The organism is Natrarchaeobaculum aegyptiacum (assembly GCF_002156705.1).
Classification (GTDB): Archaea; Halobacteriota; Halobacteria; order Halobacteriales; family Natrialbaceae; genus Natrarchaeobaculum; species Natrarchaeobaculum aegyptiacum.
Window position 1 is genome coordinate 1,164,413 of the sequence record NZ_CP019893.1, and the last position, 20,995, is coordinate 1,185,407.

18 protein-coding genes are annotated in these 20,995 nt (G+C 49.7%); 10 read left to right on the plus strand and 8 right to left on the minus strand.

All coding sequences use genetic code 11. The annotated features are described in order from the left end of the window. The first annotated feature begins 171 nt into the window (after positions 1-171). Positions 172-609 carry a hypothetical protein gene (locus B1756_RS19150; protein WP_152031257.1) on the plus strand — a complete coding sequence of 146 codons (438 nt, stop codon included), beginning with the start codon at positions 172-174 and terminating at the stop codon, positions 607-609. Positions 610-1,125: 516 nt separating this feature from the next. Here the strand turns inward: B1756_RS19150 and B1756_RS05845 are convergent. Together B1756_RS05845 and B1756_RS05850 are read right to left on the minus strand one after the other, a co-directional pair. Next, a complete protein-coding gene (locus tag B1756_RS05845) occupies positions 1,126-1,326 on the minus strand; it encodes a HalOD1 output domain-containing protein (RefSeq protein ID WP_267128227.1) in 201 nt (66 codons plus the stop codon). A 36-nt stretch (positions 1,327-1,362) separates the two neighbouring features. Beyond that, entirely contained in the window at positions 1,363-1,563 is a 201-nt protein-coding gene (locus tag B1756_RS05850) for a hypothetical protein (protein ID WP_086887699.1), read from the minus strand. A gap of 222 nt (positions 1,564-1,785) precedes the next feature. On the opposite strand from B1756_RS05850, the gene B1756_RS05855 reads away from it, so the two are divergent. Together B1756_RS05855 and B1756_RS05860 are read left to right on the plus strand one after the other, a co-directional pair. Continuing rightward, complete coding sequence (locus tag B1756_RS05855; RefSeq protein WP_086887700.1) at positions 1,786-2,472, plus strand: helix-turn-helix domain-containing protein; 687 nt, start codon at positions 1,786-1,788, stop codon at positions 2,470-2,472. A gap of 124 nt (positions 2,473-2,596) precedes the next feature. Next, complete coding sequence (locus B1756_RS05860) at positions 2,597-2,899, plus strand: DUF7344 domain-containing protein (protein WP_086887701.1); 303 nt, start codon at positions 2,597-2,599, stop codon at positions 2,897-2,899. Between the two features lie 327 nt (positions 2,900-3,226). On the opposite strand, the gene B1756_RS05865 is transcribed toward B1756_RS05860, so the two are convergent. Together B1756_RS05865 and B1756_RS05870 are read right to left on the minus strand one after the other, a co-directional pair. Next, a complete protein-coding gene (locus tag B1756_RS05865) occupies positions 3,227-3,643 on the minus strand; it encodes a PIN domain-containing protein (RefSeq protein WP_086887702.1) in 417 nt (138 codons plus the stop codon). A gap of 9 nt (positions 3,644-3,652) precedes the next feature. Beyond that, positions 3,653-3,883 carry a hypothetical protein gene (locus tag B1756_RS05870; protein ID WP_086887703.1) on the minus strand — a complete coding sequence of 77 codons (231 nt, stop codon included), beginning with the start codon at positions 3,881-3,883 and terminating at the stop codon, positions 3,653-3,655. A 349-nt stretch (positions 3,884-4,232) separates the two neighbouring features. Here B1756_RS05870 and B1756_RS05875 point away from each other — a divergent pair, with 349 nt between their 5' ends. Next, positions 4,233-5,246, plus strand: a complete 1,014-nt coding sequence (locus tag B1756_RS05875; protein WP_086887704.1) for a tyrosine-type recombinase/integrase — start codon at positions 4,233-4,235, stop codon at positions 5,244-5,246. Positions 5,247-5,343: 97 nt separating this feature from the next. Here the strand turns inward: B1756_RS05875 and B1756_RS19155 are convergent, their stop codons facing one another. The 3 genes from B1756_RS19155 to B1756_RS05885 are packed head-to-tail and all read right to left on the minus strand — an operon-like array spanning position 5,344 to position 10,468. Continuing rightward, positions 5,344-6,033: a hypothetical protein gene (locus B1756_RS19155; protein ID WP_152031258.1), complete on the minus strand. Its 690-nt coding sequence runs from the start codon at positions 6,031-6,033 to the stop codon at positions 5,344-5,346. Beyond that, on the minus strand, positions 6,030-7,415 hold the full coding sequence (locus B1756_RS05880) for a hypothetical protein (RefSeq protein ID WP_086887705.1): 1,386 nt from the start codon (positions 7,413-7,415) through the stop codon (positions 6,030-6,032). The genes B1756_RS19155 and B1756_RS05880 overlap by 4 nt, the downstream gene beginning before the upstream one ends. Next, complete coding sequence (locus B1756_RS05885) at positions 7,412-10,468, minus strand: hypothetical protein (protein ID WP_152031259.1); 3,057 nt, start codon at positions 10,466-10,468, stop codon at positions 7,412-7,414. Before B1756_RS05885 ends, B1756_RS05880 begins: the two co-directional genes overlap by 4 nt. 345 nt (positions 10,469-10,813) lie before the next feature. Between B1756_RS05885 and B1756_RS05890 the strand changes: the two genes are divergently transcribed. Then, positions 10,814-12,283, plus strand: coding sequence for an SIR2 family protein (locus B1756_RS05890; protein ID WP_086887707.1), 1,470 nt, complete (start codon positions 10,814-10,816; stop codon positions 12,281-12,283). Between the two features lie 212 nt (positions 12,284-12,495). Then, positions 12,496-12,591: a DUF8139 family protein gene (locus B1756_RS20340; protein ID WP_479687228.1), complete on the plus strand. Its 96-nt coding sequence runs from the start codon at positions 12,496-12,498 to the stop codon at positions 12,589-12,591. Between the two features lie 209 nt (positions 12,592-12,800). Here B1756_RS20340 and B1756_RS05895 read toward each other — a convergent pair whose 3' ends face one another. Next, positions 12,801-14,129 (minus strand): IS4 family transposase, encoded by a 1,329-nt coding sequence (locus B1756_RS05895; protein WP_086887708.1) that lies wholly within the window; start codon positions 14,127-14,129, stop codon positions 12,801-12,803. Between the two features lie 86 nt (positions 14,130-14,215). On the opposite strand from B1756_RS05895, the gene B1756_RS20345 reads away from it, so the two are divergent. The 4 genes from B1756_RS20345 (at position 14,216) to B1756_RS05910 (ending at position 20,705) form a co-directional block, all read left to right on the plus strand. Next, positions 14,216-14,362, plus strand: coding sequence for a DUF8139 family protein (locus B1756_RS20345; RefSeq protein WP_479687229.1), 147 nt, complete (start codon positions 14,216-14,218; stop codon positions 14,360-14,362). A 72-nt stretch (positions 14,363-14,434) separates the two neighbouring features. After that, complete coding sequence (locus tag B1756_RS05900) at positions 14,435-16,426, plus strand: type I restriction-modification system subunit M (RefSeq protein ID WP_086887709.1); 1,992 nt, start codon at positions 14,435-14,437, stop codon at positions 16,424-16,426. Continuing rightward, complete coding sequence (locus B1756_RS05905; RefSeq protein WP_086887710.1) at positions 16,423-17,739, plus strand: restriction endonuclease subunit S; 1,317 nt, start codon at positions 16,423-16,425, stop codon at positions 17,737-17,739. The genes B1756_RS05900 and B1756_RS05905 overlap by 4 nt, the downstream gene beginning before the upstream one ends. Next, entirely contained in the window at positions 17,736-20,705 is a 2,970-nt protein-coding gene (locus B1756_RS05910; RefSeq protein WP_086887711.1) for a type I restriction endonuclease subunit R, read from the plus strand. The genes B1756_RS05905 and B1756_RS05910 overlap by 4 nt, the downstream gene beginning before the upstream one ends. The last annotated feature ends 290 nt before the right edge of the window (positions 20,706-20,995 follow it).

A 20,995-nucleotide genomic window follows, 5' to 3' on the forward strand; every position in this document is an offset into this window, starting at 1 on the left:
CTCTGTTGAAATCCTTCAGAGGTGATACGAACTGCCTGCTGAATACACAGCGCGAATGTCGCACAAGATTCGACTCAATCTACGACGGTATTGATCGGTCAGTATAGGCCATCCAGTTACCAAAACTAAATAAAGAAGGTTTATACCCACCCTATATGACATGGTAATTTAATGTCCCTGTCCCGGCGTGGAGTCCTCCAGCTCAGTGGTGCGATCTGTAGCACGAGTTTAGCTGGGTGTATTGATTTGTCTTGGTCTGATGAACAGGAAGCAAGGCTGACCAAGATAGAACTTCAGAATCATACTGAGTACGATCAGGTAGTGTTAGTGATCGTGGAAGATAACGGGGAACAGGTGTACGGTGAGACCACGGCAGTTCCGCCTGCTGAGGGTGATTCACCATCGGTTCGGGAGGTAGAAGACATACCCGACGAACCCGGAGTCTATGACGTTTATTTTAATCTTGCTCAGCGGCCTGAAGATATTGAAGGCGAGTTTTGGGCTAGGGCTGATAATACAGACATCACTTGCCGTGAATATCGCCTCAATATCAAGCCAGATGATGATAGAGAACCACAGTTTGGCATATATCGTTCAGATGGTTGTTGAATCTCCGTGATGCATAGCCACACCCACTCGCTTTCACTATCCCTGTCTATCGTTCTACAGAACAGTTGATTCATTGGCTCCGTCGTGAAATAGATGTGGTCGTCGTGCTGCACTCACGCTCTGGATGTTGCACGCGATCTCTATCAGACACTAGACAGATTGAACGAGACGTGCTGAATTGAGAGCGCGAATGTGGCACAGGCTGAGGAGCGATCAATGCGGAAGGTCGAATGCTCAGTATAGGGGAAGCAGTACCGGAGCAATCGTCGAATTCTTTAGTATCTGTCAAAAGTTGCCTGCTGACTATAGGGGATAGAGGATATATCGCCCAGCATTTCCTTCAGAGTCAGCCAGGTTGAAAGCACCAGGGTAGAGATACTATTTGACATCCTTGACAGCAATGTAGATAGATTCTGCTACGAATCGGGTCTGAATATTGCGGCTATTCCATCATCAGCGGTGGACCAGCTGGGAGAACGGCTTTGCTACAGGACGAACTTCGACTGTGCGACCGAGTCAGGAGTGTTCTTCGAGATGAATCGATTCATCGCCGTTGATGGTGACTATATAGCCCTCGTACGAGAACGTGACCGAAACTTCCGCGGCGGTACACAATGCATCGAGCGCGTCCGGATCGACAACGTCGTACAGCGGTCGCAACTCCTCGACGGGGATCCCCCTTCGCTGTGCGACGGCCATGACGACTGCAAGACTCACAGATTCAACTGATTCTATTGGATCTGTACACACTGGTCATCCCTCTTCTTGATCGTCGTATCTGGCCAGTTCGATTATCTCTACTTCCCACTCGTGGGTTGACCCTCGCGTTCGAAACTCCCAGGCACCGCGCACGTCCACGTCAGCCTCGACGGCCTTCTCGACCACCTCGGCGAGGGCGGCCTCGAAGTCGTCGGCGCTGGTAATCGAACCGTCACCGGGGTGATCTCGTGTCATGATGGGTGGGCCACGATCCTCAACCCGAAGATATGGAAGCTAACCCACGACCACATCCACACAACTGGGTCACACTTCGCGCAGGGCGTTCGGTCCATCCTCACCAAGGGACGCCACACCCATATCTCTGCCGTTTTGCATGGTACACCATGCTATTTATTCAGAGTTGGTAGACCATGCTGCCTATCTTTACCCGTCTCGAACTCCAACGCCTAGCAAGGAATGGCAGTCATCGCGCATCTTCGGGTCCCAGCCGACTCATTTGAGCTCGGCCGGATCCTCGAACTGGAAGCAACCGGGACGATCGAACTCGAAAACATGGTCCCGCTGGGCGAGAAAGCCGTTCCGTTCTTCTCAGTGAGTGACGCAGTCCGAGAATCGTTCGAGCAAAACGTCGAGAATCACCCGTCGGTCGAACGCATCGTAGAAGTGACGCGCCACGACGACGAGCGTCTGTATTCGCTGGACTGGAACATCGGCCGCGACGTGTTCTTACAGGGGGTTATCGAACTGCAGGGACAGCTCCTGAGTGCTACTGGAACGGTCAATACGTGGGAGTTCGAGATCCGGTTTCCCACTCACGAGGCGCTCAGCGATTTTCAGGAATACTGCTCGAACGCCCACATTCCCCTCGAAGTCGGACGTATCTACAATCCCGTCCGTCCGGGAACCGGCATGTGGTACGGAGTGACAGAACCCCAACGTGAAACGCTGATGCGCGCTGTTCAGGGTGGGTACTACTCCATTCCGCGGCGAATGTCCACGCAGGATCTGGCCGATGACCTCGGGATCTCCGACCAGGCCGTCACAGAACGACTGCGCCGGGCGATCGAAACGCTCACCGAAAACACGCTCATCGCAATGGAAGAGGAACTTGCCGAGGAGTTCGAACAGCCCCAAGAATCCTGATCGCCACAACCCTCTCAACCCGAGCGAGAGGACTACTGATCCGGGTGTTACTGAATAACAACCTTGTCCACCATGCAGCGGAAGGAACCGTTTTGGACGCCTGTATAGGTATGTGAGACTACACATGGGGTTTGATGACATAACCGAAGCCCTCGGGGGCCGAGCACGGCGGCAGGTACTTGTGGAACTACTGGATCACAATCCAGTGGACCAACCAGAGGCGGTGACGAAGGATAATGCGCAAGAAGACGAGGTACGGGAGCTGCAGCTTACTCACACACATCTCCCCAAACTCGATGATATGGGCTACATCGTGTGGGATAGAGACCACAGGACTATCGTAAAGGGGCCAAATTGGGAAGAGATCGAACCGGTGGTTCGATTACTCAGCGACAATAGGGACCAAATCCCCAAGGACACGTTCTAACACTCTCAAAGATAACTATGTGTCTTCTGTGAACCCGCGCTGTGTATCATTGTATGGCCGAATACTTCATTCAGATTTGACAGAATTCACAGCACTAACTACGCACGTGTAGTGAGCGAGTGGTTCACCAATTTCAGCGTGAAACAAACAGAGCCGTCGTGCTGCACTAATCCTCTATATTCAGCAGGCGGCTTTTGACATATTTCAGACAGACCGATAGCTGCGTCGGTAACTACTTTCCCTATACTGACTGATTTGGGACACTGTATAGTGCCGGTCAGTCATCTCTGCGTGTGCACGTATGGAACTGAGGACTGGTCCGCCGAATTAGAGCGTGTCAAACGATTTTATTACATCACTCGTTGAGTACGTATCGACTAGGTCCTGTGTATCGAAGTCAGAATCGTCGCTCCAAATAGCAGCATCGTTGGCGATCGCACACGCGAGGTACAACACATCGTCAGGGTCGGTGTCTCCGATTGCTTCGTCTGCCCTCTCGATAGCCGGGTAGAAGTCGTCGGCAGGAACGACCTCAATGTACTGGAACAGGAGGTCGATAAATTGTGCCACTCGGTCCGGTTCCATTCCGGATTTCTCTACGATCAGGCCTTCGTAGTTTTCGACTTCGTCGTGGACAAATGCGGGCGTCAGGAGATCTGGTTCGAGTGTCACAATGAGCTCCCGCGTCTTCGAATCAGCGATGAGTGCAGAAATAACGACGTTGGCGTCGATGACCAGCTTCATTCGTCGAGTCTACGCCGATTCTTCGTCGACGCGCTTGCGTCCACGTTCGTTGATCTTGTCGGCGATTTCCTGCACGTCGCGCCCGGAGAGTTCGCTCTCGCTGGTGAGTTCGTCCATCATCTCAAGCGCCTCTATCTTCTCCTGGATGGCCTGTCGCGTGACCTCGCTCCAGTTGATCTCCGGGTGCTGTTCCATCCGCTCTTTGAGGGCGTCGTCCACGTTAACCGTGATACTGGGCATACAGGAATCTATGTGGACACAGAATACTGTGTCTTTCGGTGCATCCCGTGTTAAGCGACATTGAGTTCCTCGCACTAGATAGGACGGGAAAGGTCGAGTCGATAGACCTACAGAGTGTCAAATTCCACTGGCTCAGAACCCTGCACATTCTGGATGATCCCCTCACCCGGAAATAAGTTAAGTGGCAAATTTAGACGGTTCAGTACCCAAGGGCCGATTTTACGGGTGCCATGGGCCCTGACGGGGAACGTCCAGAATCTTCCGGGCTCTCAGCCAGCTGTTAGTGCACGCGAGAAACGGTCAAACAGGCGTTTAGAACTCGCTGTCTTCGGCCTTCAGTGAGAGAACCATGACAGACCACCTCGAACCCCTCGCACCAGCTGAGGCAATGCAGATGTACCTCGACGAACGGAGTCACGAACTCGCGGACGCGACGATCCAATCCCATCGGTATCGTCTCAAGCAGTTCGTCCAGTGGTGTGAACAGGACGGCATCGACAATCTCAACGACTTTAGCGGGCGAGACATCCATCGCTTTCGCGTCAAACGCAGGAACGAAGACGAGCTCGCAACTGCCAGCATGAAGGGCCAGCTGGCAACCCTGAGAATGTTCCTCCGCTTCTGTGCGACGATCGATGCAGTCGAACCAGGACTCGACGAGAAAATCATCCTTCCGACGACGACCGAAGACGATGCTCGATCCGAGTTACTGAATCCGGATCGCGCTCAGCAGGTACTCAAATTCCTCGACCAATATCGCTACGCGCGCCTGGAGCACGCGTTGGTAGAAGTTCTCTGGCACACGGGGCTTCGTATCGGCGCAGCGATTGGGCTCGACATTGAGGACTACAACAACGACGAGCAGTACCTCACGCTCGCCCACCGACCCGAGGAAGGAACCTCGCTCAAGAATGGACGGAAGAGTGAACGGCTCGTCGCACTGAGTGACTCTGTCTGTGAGGTGTTAGATGACTGGCTGTCAGTCAATCATCCGGGAGTCGTTGATCAGCATGACCGTGAGCCGCTGTTTGCGACGAAAATCGATCGATTGAGTCGAACCCGTGGCCGGACGATCGTCTACCAGTACACGCGCCCGTGCGTCTACACTGATAGCTGCCCTCATGAGCGGGATCTGGATAATTGTGACGCGCTACCCACCGAACGCTCGCATGCGTGTCCCTCCTCGTTGAGTCCCCACCCAGTTCGACGTGGTGCGATCACGCATTTTCTCAAATCTAACGTTCCCGAGAACGTCGTGAGCGATCGGATGGATTGCAGCGAGGCAGTCCTTGACCGCCACTACGATCAACGGTCGGAACGTGAAAAACTTCGGCAGCGGAGACGCTACCTCCCCGGCAATTAAGGCAGAACCGAGTCAATAATTATAATCACGGTTAAATTTTCCCTACGTATGATGATGTAAAACTCGCCAGACCAAATATAAAATTCTCAAACGAGAGTTAGAATCCAGCGACATTAGGGACTCGGCGGAAATGTACGGACGTTGGATGGCGAGCTGTGCTCTTCTTGTGTGGGTTTTCGTCTGTAGTGACTGCAACGGCGGGAATAACGATTCGGGATGCATATAATGGAAATGTCTCAGAGAACCTATCCCCGACATCAACGATGAAGGGAATCTGAGTTTTAAATTGGTGCCCATACATAGAAAAAGAGAGTTGCCACCAGACAATTCGCGTCTCGTGGAGAAGTGTAATCCGAGCAGATGTATGAAACGAGGATTCATTTTCTTGAACCCAGTTTCGAATCGCATCGTGAAATTCAGATTCAGTTAGACCGCTAGTAGAAGAATTTGTCAAGAGTCGGTGTCCAACCGCAGCGATATCATAGGTTGTCGACAATTCGAGTTCATTTGTGGTGGTTTCTAGAGAAACCAGATCGAGATGATGCTGATAAGGCTCATCTTTGGAACTGCGTCGGGCAAATTTTCTGAAATCGTCCACATTTGACAGACATCCTTCAAGTTCGATGAGAATCGGAAACATACGAGGTGCGGAGATTTCTGTTGGCTCAATCCAAATAACCGAATCAGGTACCCCCCTTTCATTTCCGAATCCACGTGGGATCGTTTTGAGTGTGACATCTGAACTAGCCAAGTGGTCCCGGAGATGTACCGCCTCTTCACGACTCATTGCTGCAGTTGAATAACGATGGGGACTGTCTCCCGTAATTCTCTGAGCGCATCGAAATCAACAGATGATAACAGAATTGTATCTTCAGTGTGTAAGCGTTCGAATAACTCGCTAACTTCTTTGCCAGTAAACTCATCAGATAGATCATCAAATGCTGTATCGACCCACTCACGATATTCAGTAATTGTCTCAAATGCTTTCTCAGGGTGCTCCCGAATCGCCGTCCGCTTGAACCCAGAGAGGGATTCACTCGGCACTGGTGATTCAAGATCTTGTGTATTGTTCCCTTCTGCAATCTGCGAACACATCGTATCAAGCATTTCTAACTCCGCTACAATCTTATCGACAAAGTTCTCGTATTCCTTTTCGACCGTGCTTGCGGCTCCTAATAACTCACCTACGGAATTATATTTTCCAGAGTGGAATTCTTCCAACTCAGTGCTCAAGTTGACACTCGCTGATCTCAGGGAGTCTGGAACTGAAGCCATACTCGTGACACTGTCGATCTCAAGGAGCGTATCCTCAACGTTCGCCGAGAACGTTCCCAGCTTAGTTGCGACTGTATTCAGTTCTGATTGGAACTCTGAGAGTGCAACTCCATCCAATCGGGCTTCGACATCGTTCTCCACCACAGCAACAACACCGATCGAAATCTCAATATTGTTAACCGCTTCATCGATCGCCTCTATCTCGGTTTTAATAGATTCAATCGCCACAGTACTGTCGGGATCACTGTAGTAGGATTCTGTTTCCTGGAGAGTACACAGTCCGTCGGGCACCCACTCCCCAGCTGAAGCAAATATTTCTTCGAGGTTTTCAAGAGCCTCGCGCCGATTTTTTATATTTCCAATGAGGGGCGTCAATTCTCTAGTCGGACTAATTAAGTAGCGTGAGCTATCCGTGTCAACCCTTGAAGATATGAGATTAACAGTGAAGTTAGTCTCATCCTGTAACATCGTCACCGCATGTTGGTACCCTTGTGCATCCTCCTGAAGGTCGCTCGGGGTTCGGCTTCGAACACTTTCACGTAGCTCATCAATACGGCTTCTGGGGAGTTCTATCTCAAGTATGTCTACCGTCTCTTCAAGACCCCGGAGGGCGGATTGTTCGACAGGTTTTGAAAATGAATCTTTGAACTGTTCTCCAAATTCAATAAGGTCTTCAGGAGTGTCAAGAATGCGTAACTGACCCTTGAGTTCGCTCGCTTGTTTTTTAACTGCTGCTCTATCTTGTGCATTCATCGCTTCCAGATCTGCACTCGCTGTCTCTGTCCACCCTGAGAGAGCCGAGATCTCTGTCTCTGTAGATTCTAAGTCTTCGATCGCGGTTTCAAGCTCAGCTGTAAGGTCATCAAGTGAAGTCGTAGTCTTTTGATCCGTCATGCTGTGGCCTCCTGATCCTCGACAGCGTGTTGTAGAAGTTCACGAAGATCGACTTTGAGATCCTCTGCCGCGCTATCGACAGCCTGTTGCTGGCTGTGCAACAGTTCGACAAGTTCTCGAATGTCTTCAACTTCTTCAACGTATTTTTGAGAGCTTCTATCAATCGTACTCAGTTGATCAATGTGGCTTGGAAGGGGAATATTGCTCATACTATCGAAATTGAAAATGTCGTTTCCAACACCTTCAAGCTGGGCTAGGAGCTTATTTTCTGAACCAAAATTTTGAACAATGACATCAGATCCTTCAACTGCTTGATAAAGATCTGTGTAGGTTGCTTTAAGGAGTTTGACATTACCGAGGGTGACCGAATTGAGTTCCATCTCATACTTATCTACTACATCAGAAATTTGATCAACGAACTCTCGCAACATAAGCAGGTATACCCACGCATATGGACTGATTCCACGATTGAGTTCACACTGTTCACGAAGATCATCAACGCCTTTCGAGAGGTTTCCGAGTGTCTGTTTGTATGCTAGATATTTGTTTGAGTCTAGATTCGGCCAGTTGCCAACATCTGCACAGGATGGTTGAGTTAGAACATCATCGTGCGCATCAATTGTGTCCAAGTGAGCATCGAAATCCGATTTGTATACTTCCAGTTTGTTGCCAAGATCTCGGAGCTCGCCTGCCAAGTTGAACACTTCCCCACCATCTGTGGCAATCTTGCTCATCAATAGCGCTCGGAGGAAGGCTAGTGCATTTTCTGGCACGTTGATATCAAGGACGGTGATGTCGCCACTCTCAGCAGTTGCATCAAGATCATTGAGCGCGTTCGTCGTTGTTTCTATATTGAATTCCATCGCCAATCTAAACAGTGCATTTTGGGTATTCCGAACCCCGTCAACCAACCGACCCTCATCAAAATAGTGATTTCGCTCAGTAGTCAACGTTCCAGAGAATCCGGATTCACTGTAGAGTTCGCTGAGAAATTCCGTGTACGGAAACGCCTTTCCGCCAGAGATTAAATCTTCGTCAATTGCTGCTTGGACTGTTGTGTGGAGATTTCCGTAGGGGCGACTGAACTCAGGGAGGTCTGAAAGGACGAGTAGATATGCCTGTGTCCGTGTTAGTTCACGGATTGTGCCAGACGTCCAGAAGGGACTGTCATCTTGGAACCGTGCATTTTCCCAAAGCAAGGTTGACTCATTGGGTAGCGAGTAACGGTTTATATATTCTTGTGTGGCCTTTGTTGCTTCTTCAGTGGCTACTCTATATAATTGATCAAAAAGGGTATCTATCGTATTTCGAGCGTCACGAGTATCAACTGCTTCCAGTAGCTGTTGGCGGGACGCTTCGTTGACTGCCTGATCTGGATTAAGCCCCTGTTCTTCAAGTGCGCCCCGAAGATTGATCACGAAATCCCAAAGCATGCTCGATTCGTTCGAGGCGATGGTGAGCAAGTCGAGTTGTCGAAATGTATTATACTCCTCTGAGATGTTTTCTGTAAGTTCTTCCGGCGCAATCACCACATTTGGAGACGTAATATCGTACTCGTTCTTCACCACTCGGAGCTGGTGATTCAAGACATCTTCAGTCGGGCAAAAGTAGACGCTCATGTCGGAATGAGCAGCCTTCGAATCAAATTCTAATGCAAACTCCATCGACTCCCGGAGCGATTCTGTGCTTTCAGTTGTGACAAGGTCTGGATTAAGTGCAATCGGTTGAAAGGCATTATCAAGTATGGAAAGCTTCGGAGAAAGACAGTCGCCTTCGATCGGTGTTTTTGAATCTTCGAGAGTATAGAACTCGGTGTTGAACTCATCAGGAGATACGTCGAGTGCTTCGATAGCAGTCCTGCGAGTAGGACCTTTCGGCTCAAACGTAAGAATCTGGTCCTCAATCAGCGAAAAAAGACCTTCAACTTCCTCATTCTCGAACATTAGACCTTTATACGGGAAGGTTGGCTGGGCTGGTCGAGTGACAGCATCGAATACACGCTCAACGTTTCGTCTGATAATCCGCTTCACAGTTCTGTCTTGATCTATATCTGCAAAATCAGCTGTCTCGAAGATGACATTAGTCACAAGATTACTCATCGTTTCCGCAGAGTAGCCTTGAGTGTCTTGCATGAGCCACTCCTCGTAGCCACGTTGGAAGGCAAGCGTCTGACAGGCTGTTTCCCAATGTTCAGACTTGAGATTGGCCCAGATATCGTTAATTATGGCTGTTCCCTGAGACTCAGTATCAGCCATCGACTGTACCCACTCAGCAAGATTCTCGTTGATATCGCTCGGGAGTTCATCGATGAGTTTGATAATGAGACCTGTACGTCCCCTTCCCATCCACCAGATAATGTTTGCTAAATGAGTCGGCGACTCATCGTGCTCTTCAAGTCGATTAGTTATTTCTGTGATGTCAAGGGGTGGGACACGGAGTTCTTTTAGGCGCCGCCAGTCTGCTTCGCCGAGGAACTCGTATGCCGATAGCATTCCGAAGCTCCATACTTTGAGCGTGTTTGGTACTTCGTCGTTGATTACACGGAGTGGATTATTATCGTCTGTTTCAATGGCTGCGAGGAAGTCTTCGTAGTGTTGCTCAACTTCGTCGACAAGAATAGTGTATTTTGTAATATCGGTTGGATCGTCGATGGTAACCATCGTTTCCAGCCAATCACGTTTTTGTTCGGGCTCTGTGTTCGGGAACCACGTAACATCCTCCGGATCACCTCTAACGTAGTATTCGATTTCTTCCTGAATTCGATCTTCAAGCCAGACTTCAATTTTTGACTCGGCTGAATTCTCAAATTCGGATAAAAGTTTTCCCGGGTCACCAATATAAACGGCGCCGATATTGCGCTCCCATGCCTCACGGAAGATTTGGTACATCAACTGGGTTTTTCCAGATCCGTACGCACCAACGACAGCTAATGGATCGGGTGAATCTCCTCCTGTTAACTTTTCAAAAGATTTTCGATAATCCACAATCACATCTTCATGAGCAGTTGTGATATCCACCCATTCTCGATGAAGATCTGCGTTCCGTGAAACCATACCTCCATCAATACCTGTTATCAAATTAAACCTACTGGCTCAACATATATTTGGTACTTCCCGAACGTCGCTTTGTGAGCTGTGCTGAGTCATAGACATCCGGAGTGAACGCTGGTACAGTAATTAAGTGAGGGAACCAGCACTTGACGAGAAGATCATCCTCCCAACCACAACCGAAGACGATGCTCGAACCGAATTATTGAACCCGGAGCGCGCTTGGCAAATTCTAACATTCTTCGATCAATATCGCTACGCGCGCTTAGAACAATAGTTGCCCTCATGAGCGGGATCTGTGTTCCTGATATATATCGGGAAAGATTTAGTCAAATAGTGTGAACTAGGGGTATGGAAGATATTGAGGAGTATCAATTAGAGATAACTGAGGATATCCGGGAGACGGTCGGATCAAAGCCAGTTCAACCAATCTTATTCGTCGGTTCAGGCCTGTCAAAAAGATATTTCTCAGGACCAAGTTGGGACGGCTTATTGTCTAATCTCGCGGCCAGCTGTCCAAAGCTTGAATACAATTATGGGTATTATCGGCAAAGCCGCGATCCACCTGAGATGGGTAGTCTACTTGCTGACCGCTTTTCACAGTGGGCCTGGGATCAAAATGAGCGAAAATTTTCCGATATGAAACCTGACTACGAACAGAACCCAGACATATTTCTGAAAAAAGAGATTTCAGACCGCTTTAAAGAGCTTACACCAGAAACTGTTGATGAACTCACGGAAGAAAAGCTTGATGAGGATTTAACTATAGAAGATGCAGCTAACGAAATTGATCTATTGAGGGATATACAACCGCATGCTGTAATAACAACTAATTATGATACGTTTTTAGAGACGATATTTAACAATGATGGCAAAGAAGACGAAAAATATGATGTTATCGTTGGTGAGAAAATACTGAGAGCACCCCACAAGAGTGTTGGAGAAATACTGAAAATTCATGGATCCGTGACTCAACCAGAGTCATTAATTTTGACATCTGAAGATTATGATGAATTTGTCAACAGAAAAAGATACCTTAGTTCAAAAATGCTCACCTATTTTGCTGAACACCCACTTCTAATTGTTGGGTACAGCGCCACTGATCCAAATGTTCGTTCTATCTTGTCTTGGGTAAATCAGCTGTTGCCCGGAGATGAGATGGTTGCTGAGGACATCTATTTCCTTAACTTTTGCCGTAATATTGAGGAGTTAGACGAATATTCGCTGAGAAAACGAATTCCACTCGGTGAAGAACGATATATTTCTGTAAAACAGATCATGGCGAAAGACTTCGGATGGGTCTTCGAAGCGTTTGCGAGCGGCGAAGGATTCGAAGTTGACATCCGTTACCTCCGGAAACTATTGGCAAATACCTACGAGGTGGTGCGGTCTAAATCCTCTCGCGAACGCGTTGTTGATCACCAGCGCTTGGAGGAGGTTGCAGAAGACCAAGGAGAACTGGCAACGGTACTTGGTATCTCAGCAGAAGAACGAGATCGAGGGTTCCTATTTGACCATGATCTTTCACCAAGCGATCTCTACGATGAAACCGGACTCGGATCAGCACACAAATTCAAAGAGAAAGTGCTTGTTCCGATTTATCAAGATAGCGGAGTTAACATCACCGGATTCAAGAATTCCTATCATATCGCCTTCTGGAATGAAGGTGAGAGTCCTGACTACCGACGATATTCTAGTGCAGCAGTTGGTCTATGTAACCGGGTTATGGAAGGCGAAGAATATAATTTGAACATCCCAGAAAGCCGAATAAATGAGGATCATATGGAACGTGGTTTAGACCTGAGTCCATTTATTGATTGATATTCTCTATCGATTAACATAGGTCCCTTGTCTTCCTGATTATCGTAGCTTAGTGGGAACTTTGTTCATTGACTACAAGCTTTTCTGATCATAGATTTTCAGGGAGTAACACCGAGAATGGGTTTCAGCGCACTGTGTCTGTTTTCTATAGGATTTTTGGATAGCGGACGCGACCGTAATGGTCAGGACTCTAGCGTTTGTATTCGTGAGCAATGCGACGATTCGAGGTAGGAGACCGCGTACGTATTGATATCCCGGATACAGCTGATCCAGACCATGACCGATTACATGACTTGCATCCGTTCTAGCTTAGCGACTAACTGAGACGGTGATCACGCCGAAAATGCGTCGAGTCTCACCGCAATCATACCGAGATAGCTGCTGCTCAAGCAAACCAGCCGGTTCTTGGTCATGTCTCCCGTCGAAGGCGGCGCACTCGCAGTCGTGAGTGCGCCGCCGTTCCAGAGCCGTCGCTGACCAGCCTGGGCGATCCAGCCCGTCTCGTCAGGCGAGTTCGTTACCAGAACTCGCCTGACTCCACCTGTTCACGTAACCTCGGACGGTGTGGATTTGGATCTCGTGACGACCACAGCAACAACGAATCGAGATCCGGTAGCTCGTACCCCAGATCCAACATCAGGTACAACTGGATCAGATGAGCGTGGCGTTCGACAGCGTGTGAACATCGTCGTCGAGGAAGCCGCGTCGACGACGCCGCGGCGTCGTCGGCGCAGTCTCGCTGCTTTGCGTCCAGTTTCTGGAGTTCGTCGACGATAACCCGGCTCATCAGCAGCGAGAGTGCTGCCATGATGATCAGCGCCTCGATGATGTAGGCGTCGGTCGTGTTGATCTCGTCCAGACCGAACCGTGATTTGAGTTCTTTGAACAGCAGTTCGATCTCCCAGCGCGCCCGATAGAGCTGTGCGATATCGGGCGCGCGGTAGTCGTCTCTCTCCAGATTCGTCAGGTACAGATGATACTCGCCGCTGTCATCGTTGCGAACGCCGACTAATCGGAAGGTTCGGGTCGCGCTGGCGCCCGACCCTCGTTTGCGGTCGAACGAGAGCGTGATCTGTACGTCAATTTCCTGTCGCTTCAGGTCGTCGAGGACGGCCTGCAGCGACTGGCCTTCTAGCGGAATGCTGTTCCCTCGCCACGTCCGGAGTTCTTCGACGATTTCGAAGTCTGCGTTTTCTTTGACGCGAGAGACGAACCAGCCATCATTGGCGTCAATGCGGTCGAACAGCCAGAAATCGTAGTAGCCGAGATCGAACAGAATGAGGGCGCCAGCTACCCACTCGCCGGTGGGTAGCTGGCTCCGTTCATGGGTGCTCGCGTCGGTCGTCCGAAATCGCGTTGGAAGTCCCGTTGAGAGCGATTCGGTGAGATGGAGTTTCGCCCCGGCTCGGTCATCATCGAGTGCGTAGACATCTTTGGCGTCTTGGTAGAGCGAGATGATCGTCGCGTCGACGATGAGGACGTCTCGAAATCGTTCGAGACGTCCGCTCAGCTCGGTTTGGCCGGTGTCGAGATTCTCGATGGCCTCATCGAGAATCTCTCGAAGGAGTGCGACGAACCCTGGTTTGAACCAGCCGTGAAACGTCGCATACGAGAGTTCGTCGCAGTCAGCCATCTCGACGTAGCGTTCGAGAAACGCCTGAATGGATCGATCAGAACCAGCGGCAAAGCCGAGGGAGAGCGTGTAAAACAACGCGACGACGTCGAGTTTCCGCTCTCGCTGGATAAGATTCGTTGCGCGAGCACGCTCGCGCAACTCATCGGATGGAAACGCTCTTTGAATTCGGTTCACAACTACTGAATCCGGTGGTTTGTACACACTTCCCACCGGATTCTCACATTCCTAGTTACTGACGATTCTAGCTTGGCGTCTCTGGATACCCCGACCTGTTAAACTAGAACGGATGACATGACTTGAATGGGATCATAGTAGACATCATTGAGGACGACGCTGGTCAGGAGACCAATGATCCAAGAGATTCCTACATTTTCTGCGTGGAAACTACGGATGGCAATGTCGCTCACCTACGCTGGCGGGATCTTCGTCCTGCCCCTGAATAATAGTTCGACCGGCTGTCGTTCGACGGACTCTCCGCACCACTTAAGAATACTCAATGAACACATCTCTCGTAGATGGTCGAGAACTTTAGAGAGAAGGCTGATTTCATTTGGTCTATCGCAGACCTTCTCCGTGGGGATTACAAGCAGTCCGAGTATCAAAAAGTCATTCTGCCGCTGACGGTACTTCGTCGCCTCGACTGCGTGACGCAGCGCAACAAGGAAGACGTTTTAGAGCGCTACGAACAGCTCCAAGAGCAGGGCATCGAGAACGTCGCACCCGCACTAAAGAAGGCGTCTGGTGAGAAGGTGTACAACATCAGCGAGTACACTTTCAAGTCGCTGTGTAACGACCCCGACCAGATTGCGAGCAACCTCCAGTACTATATCAACTCGTACGACGAGGAGACGAAGGAAATCTTCGATAAGTTCGATTTCAACCACCAAATTCAGCGCCTCGATGAGGCGGACCTCCTGTACCAGGTCATGGAGGAGTTCAAGGAGATCGACCTGCATCCAAATGAGGTCCCCAACGAGGAGATGGGGTACATCTACGAAGAACTCATCCGGAAGTTCAATGAGCTCAGCAACGAGACCGCCGGGGAGCACTTCACGCCCCGAGAGGTCATCGAGCTGATGGTGAACCTCATTTTCGACGAGGACGACGAGGTACTGACCGAAGAGGGCGCAGTCCGCACGGTCTACGACCCCGCCTGTGGGACTGGTGGGATGCTCAGCGTGGCGGAAGACCACGTACGAAGCTTCAATGAGGAAGCAAACCTCCACGTCTTCGGCCAGGAGTTAAATCCGGAGAGTTACGCTGTCTGCAACTCAGACATGCTGATCAAAGGTCAGGAGCCCGATAATATTGTCTACGGTAATTCTTTTACTGATGATGGCTTCTCTGGCAAAAAATTCGACTACATGCTGTCAAACCCGCCGTTCGGTGTTTCCTGGAAGAAAGTCAGAGATGAGGTTGAGCGAGAGCACGAAGAACAGGGGTTCGCTGGCCGGTTCGGTGCTGGTACGCCGCGCGTTAGCGACGGTGCTCTTCTGTTTCTCCAACATATGATCAGTAAGATGAAGCCGCCTGAAGAGGGTGGGTCGCGGACAGCAATTGTGTTTAATGGATCACCTCTGTTCACGGGTGGTCCGAACAGTGGTGAATCCGCTATTCGCCGATGGATCATCGAAAATGATTGGCTAGAATGTATTGTGGGGCTCCCTGAGAGTTTGTTTTATAACACGGGTATCTATACGTACATCTGGATTCTCAACAACACTAAGCCTGAGCATCGGGAAGGAAAGATTCAGCTTATCGATGCCCGGGACATGTATGAGAAGATGAACGAAAGTCTCGGTGATAAGCGACATAAACTCTCCGACGAGCAAATTGCAGAAATCACTAGCATTTTCGGTGACCTTGAGGCAAACGGTCGCTCAAAAATCTTCGACAATGAGGAATTTGGCTACCGCCGCATTGTAATTGATCGCCCACTCCGGATGAGTTTCCAAGCAAGCCAAGAACGTATTGAGAGCTTGGGGGACGAACGGGCATTCACGAACCGTGATGAAGATACTCAAAAAGCAATCAAAGATGCGTTATCAACGTTTGACTCTGAGAAGGAATGGCTGGATCGAGACGAGTTCATCGACGAAGTAGAACTCTGCTTCAATATGCATGGTGTTGAGGTACGCAAGAGTGTATACAACGCCATCGAACGAGCGTTAGGGGAGCGTAATCCGCAAGCAGAGATTGTAACAGACAGTAATGGAGAGCCAGAGCATGATACCGATCTCCGAACGAGAGAGCGAGTACCATTAGGCGAGGATCCCCACGAATACTTTGAAAAAAATGTCGAACCATATATTGAGAATGCGTGGATCAATGAAAGTAATAAGTACTTTGACGATCAGGACGGCAAATTAGGAGTAGTTGGTTACGAGATTAATTTCAATCGTTATTTCTACAATTACGAGACCCCTCGTTCATTAGAGGAAATCGACGAAGAGCTTCAGAAATTAGAAGGTGAAATTAATGATCTACTCCAAGAGGTGATGGAATGAACAAACAGTGGTTCGGCAGTGTACCCACCCATTGGGAGTCTATTCCGCTAAAGTACCTCTTCCAGTTTACTGGAGGAGGGACTCCATCCAGAAGCCAGTCAGCGTACTGGGATGGCGATATCCCATGGGTCTCTCCAAAAGACATGAAATCAAGTGAGATTAAGGACTCGGAGGAATATATCACGCAAAAGGGGTTAGAGGACAGTTCCTCCTCCCTCGTTCCGGAAGGCTCACTCTTGATTGTCGCTCGCTCCGGGATTTTGAAACGTACTATCCCTGTTGCTATAGCTTCCCAGCCAGTAGCTATCAATCAAGACCTTCGAGCACTCATTCCCACAAGAGATGATTTTGACGTACGATTTATCCGACTGTTCATACGCGGGTACCGAGATACATTACTTAACCTGTGGCGATCAAAAGGTGCCACAGTAGAGAGTTTGGATTCTAATGAAATAGCGGCAACACCGTTTCCTCTTCCACCATTAGAGACACAAAAAGAAATTATTGATTTTGTTGATCATCACGGATCTCATATTGATGTTTTAATTGAGAAGAAGGAACACATGGTTGAGAAGTTGAAAGAGAAGCGGGAAGCAATGGTCACAAAGTCGGTTACTAAAGGAATCGACTCGAATACAGAGATGAAGGAGACAGAGGTAGAGTGGATCGGATCAGTTCCTTCTCACTGGGAGAGGTTACGAATAGGCAGCCTTATTGAAGAAGTGAAGCACCCAGTGGAGGTTAGTGACGATGAGGTATACCAAGAAATCGGCATCAGATCTCACGGGAAGGGGATATTCCATAAAGATCCCGTCACAGGCGAAGAAATCGGGAACAAAAATGTCTTTGAAGTTGTTGAAAAAGCATTGATATTTAATATTGTTTTTGCTTGGGAAGGTGCGGTCGCTGTAAGTACTGAGGCTGAGAATGAAATGATTGCTTCTCACCGTTTCCCAATGTACGTTCCAAGAAATGAAGAGATAAGCCTAGAGTATTTGAAATACTTTTTCACGCATGGTTACGGACAAGGAGTTCTCGATTGGAATTCACCGGGAGCAGCTGGTCGCAATCGAACACTTAACCGAGAGGCAATGTTGAGCGAGGAGTTTTGGTTCCCTCCAGCAGACGAACAGCAAAGGATCGCACAACACATTTCGGACAACTTGTCCAAGATTAATTCACTTATAAATACGATAGAACAAGGAATTCACTTACTCAAGGAGAAGCGCCAGACTTTCGTCAAGCGTGCTATCACTGGACGAACTGATTTAAGTGACTGGGATGTGTCAGAAGAGATGGAAAGTCTCGTATGACGTACGGCACTTACGATGAAGAAAGTTTTGAGGACTTAATCGCATCCAATCTCGTAGAGCACAGTGATTACGGGTACTTGCCGTCCGAGGAGTTTGACCGGGAGAGGGGTATCTTTCCGGATGTCGTCGTATCCTTCGTCAAAGAGACACAGCCGGAGAAGTGGGAGAAATTGGAAACCGCGTACAAGGGTAACGCTCGGAAACGATTCCTCCAGGACCTCACGAGTGCGATGGAGGGACGAGGGACGTTGGAACTACTTCGCCACGGTCTTCGGACCACCGGGACCACGATCGACCTCGCGGCTTTCAAGCCGAACACCGGACTGAACCCTGAGGTTCAGAAACGCTACGAGGCGAACCGTCTGGGTGTCACCCAGCAGTTCTACTATTCGACGACCGACCCGAAGAAGAGTATCGACCTCGCGTTGACCGTCAACGGAATTCCGGTGGCCACCGCGGAGTTGAAGAACAAGTTCACTGATCAAAGTGTTATTGACGCAAAGGTTCAGTACAAGTCCGACCGCGACTCCGGTGAACCTGCACTAAAATTCAAGCGAGGGGCGCTAGTGCACTTTGCCGTTGACCAAGACGAGGTCGAGTACACGACCGAGTTGGATGGTGACGATACCCACTTCCTCCCATTCAACAAGGGGCACAACGGTGGTGCCGGGAATCCCCCGCGAGAAGATAGTCACCGGACGGCCTACCTCTGGGAAGAGGTCTGGGAGAAGGACAGCTGGATGGAGATTCTCCAGCGGTTCATCCACATCGACACCGAGGAGATTCGGAAGGGCGGTGTGAAGGTAGACGAAGAGGAGACCATCATCTTCCCCCGGTACCACCAGTTAGAATGTGTCCGACAACTCGTGGACGCTGCACAGGAAAACGGTGCTGGTGAAGACTACCTTGTTCAGCACTCAACCGGCAGCGGGAAGAGCAAGTCTATCGCATGGCTCGTCCATCGACTTGTCTCGCTCCATAACGATGCCGATGAGGCGGTCTTCGATGGCGTTGTTGTGGTCACGGATCGAACCGTACTCGACGAGCAGTTACGGAACACGATCTACGAACTGGACCACAAGACCGGCGTTGTCCACGCGGTCAAAGGCGAACAGGGATCGAAGTCCCAGGAACTCGCGGAAGCTATCGAAGCTGGCAAACCGGTTATCATCACTACGCTCCAGACGTTCCCTCACGTCATCGAACACGCGAAACGACTCCCCGAACGTGATTATGCCGTTGTAGTGGACGAGGCACATAGTAGCCAGTCCGGCGAGATGGCCCATGAGATGAAGCAGATCCTCTCCGGCATCGATATCGATGAAGACGACGATGCTGAGGATCTTATTGTGAAGAGTGCAGAGACACGAGGCAATCAGGAGAACCTCAGCTTCTTTGCGTTCACGGCGACGCCAAAGGGGAAAACGCTGGAAGCGTTTGGAACCGTTCCTGAGGGAGGGGACAAGCCTGAACCGTTCCACCTGTATTCGATGCGCCAGGCCATCGAAGAAGGATTTATTTTGGACGTCCTTCAGCACTACACGACGTATGATACGTTCTACAACGTAGCGAAAGTCATCAAGGAGGACCCGCAAGTTCCCCAGAAGAAGGCGGTCAAGGCAGTTTCGAAGTTCCTGAAACTGCATCCCCACAATATCTCTCAGAAGGTCGAGATCATCGTTGAGCACTTCCGCGAACACGCGCAGCACAAGATCGGTGGGAAGGCAAAGGCGATGGTCGTGACGTCGTCGCGCGTACACGCTGTGCGGTACAAGAAAGCGATCGACGAGTACATTGAAAAGAATGGATACAATCTGAGTGCCTTGGTTGCGTTCAGCGGGACTGTTGAGGATGACGGCTTCGAGTACACTGAACGGGAGATGAATAACGGAATCAAGGAGTCCGAACTCCCGAGCAAGTTCGATACCCCAGAATATCAGGTTCTCGTTGTTGCCGATAAATACCAGACAGGGTTCGACCAGCCGCTTCTACACACGATGTACGTGGATAAGAAACTCTCTGGTATTCAAGCCGTGCAAACGTTGTCCCGCCTGAACCGAACTCATCCTGGCAAAGAAGACACCTTCGTCCTTGATTTCGAAAACGACCGTGAGGACATCTATGAGGCTTTCGAGCCCTATTACGAGAAAACCACTCTCGAAGAAGCAACCGACCCACAGCACATCTACCAGCTGGAGTCGGATTTGAACGCGTCCCAGATCTACACCCAGCAGGAGGTTGATCAATTTGCGGAGGCATTCTTTAGTCCGGAGAATAAGGGAACTGAGCAAGCACACGCGAAGTTGAGCAGTCTCATTCAACCGGCACGTGACCGGTTCATGGTGTCCGATGAGGAGACGCAAGATGAATTCCGTTCCCAGCTCCGTTCGTTCCTCAGGCTGTACAAGTTCCAGTCACAGGTGGTGAACTATTCAGATACCACTTTGGAAAAGCTCTATACGTTCGGTCGTTTCCTCTACAAGGAACTCCCTCGAGATTCACGCGAGTCGAGGGTAGAGTTTAACGACGAACTTGCGCTCCAATACTACCGATTGGAGAAATCGGACGAAGGAAGTATTGAACTCGATTCCAGTGGCGGAGGTGTATCTTCACCGACGGAAACCGGTACGGGCAGTCAAGACGACGAAGAAGTCGAGCTTTCAACAATTGTTGAGAAAATCAATGAAAAGCTGGGTACGGACTTCACTGAGGCGGACCAGCTTTTCCTTGACCAAATCAAAGAGGACGCTCTCGAAGATGACCACATCCGACGATCGGCTCAGGTCAACACTAAAGAGAATTTCGCGCTTGAGTTCGATGACGTATTGACCGGGATGTTCATCGACCGGATGGACCAAAATCAGGATCTCTTCGCTAAATTCATGGATAACGAAGAGGTTCAGGAAGCAATAACAAAACATCTCCGGCGTGAGGTTTACAAAGAAAGTCAACAGGCGAATGGCTGACTTCATTTGATAAAACACTATTGCTGTCTGGAACCCCGGTTAATTCGCACGTGTAATGAGCAGTATTTTCCGAGAGTTAAAGAAACGAGTTTCAACAAAGCCGTTCTGTGTAATTGGTATCGTAGCTTAATCCCACGACTGCTTGACTGCTTCACGTCGATCGTTGAGACGATCTTGTTCCGTGCGAGGATCGTAATGCTTCTTGATCACCTTCACAGAGACGTCAAATCGCTCACTTGCTCGTTCTCTCCGGAGGCCACCGCTGAGATGGCTGACAATCGATCCTCGAC

Coding starts and splice junctions, on each gene's coding strand:
- B1756_RS19150 (WP_152031257.1), top strand. CDS start 172: ATGTCCCTGTCCCGGCGTGGAGTCCTCCAGCTCAGTGGTGCGATCTGT.
- B1756_RS05850 (WP_086887699.1), bottom strand. CDS start 1,563: ATGACACGAGATCACCCCGGTGACGGTTCGATTACCAGCGCCGACGAC.
- B1756_RS05855 (WP_086887700.1), top strand. CDS start 1,786: ATGGCAGTCATCGCGCATCTTCGGGTCCCAGCCGACTCATTTGAGCTC.
- B1756_RS05860 (WP_086887701.1), top strand. CDS start 2,597: ATGGGGTTTGATGACATAACCGAAGCCCTCGGGGGCCGAGCACGGCGG.
- B1756_RS05865 (WP_086887702.1), bottom strand. CDS start 3,643: ATGAAGCTGGTCATCGACGCCAACGTCGTTATTTCTGCACTCATCGCT.
- B1756_RS05870 (WP_086887703.1), bottom strand. CDS start 3,883: ATGCCCAGTATCACGGTTAACGTGGACGACGCCCTCAAAGAGCGGATG.
- B1756_RS05875 (WP_086887704.1), top strand. CDS start 4,233: ATGACAGACCACCTCGAACCCCTCGCACCAGCTGAGGCAATGCAGATG.
- B1756_RS19155 (WP_152031258.1), bottom strand. CDS start 6,033: ATGAGTCGTGAAGAGGCGGTACATCTCCGGGACCACTTGGCTAGTTCA.
- B1756_RS05880 (WP_086887705.1), bottom strand. CDS start 7,415: ATGACGGATCAAAAGACTACGACTTCACTTGATGACCTTACAGCTGAG.
- B1756_RS05885 (WP_152031259.1), bottom strand. CDS start 10,468: ATGGTTTCACGGAACGCAGATCTTCATCGAGAATGGGTGGATATCACA.
- B1756_RS05890 (WP_086887707.1), top strand. CDS start 10,814: ATGGAAGATATTGAGGAGTATCAATTAGAGATAACTGAGGATATCCGG.
- B1756_RS20340 (WP_479687228.1), top strand. CDS start 12,496: ATGCGACGATTCGAGGTAGGAGACCGCGTACGTATTGATATCCCGGAT.
- B1756_RS05900 (WP_086887709.1), top strand. CDS start 14,435: ATGGTCGAGAACTTTAGAGAGAAGGCTGATTTCATTTGGTCTATCGCA.
- B1756_RS05905 (WP_086887710.1), top strand. CDS start 16,423: ATGAACAAACAGTGGTTCGGCAGTGTACCCACCCATTGGGAGTCTATT.
- B1756_RS05910 (WP_086887711.1), top strand. CDS start 17,736: ATGACGTACGGCACTTACGATGAAGAAAGTTTTGAGGACTTAATCGCA.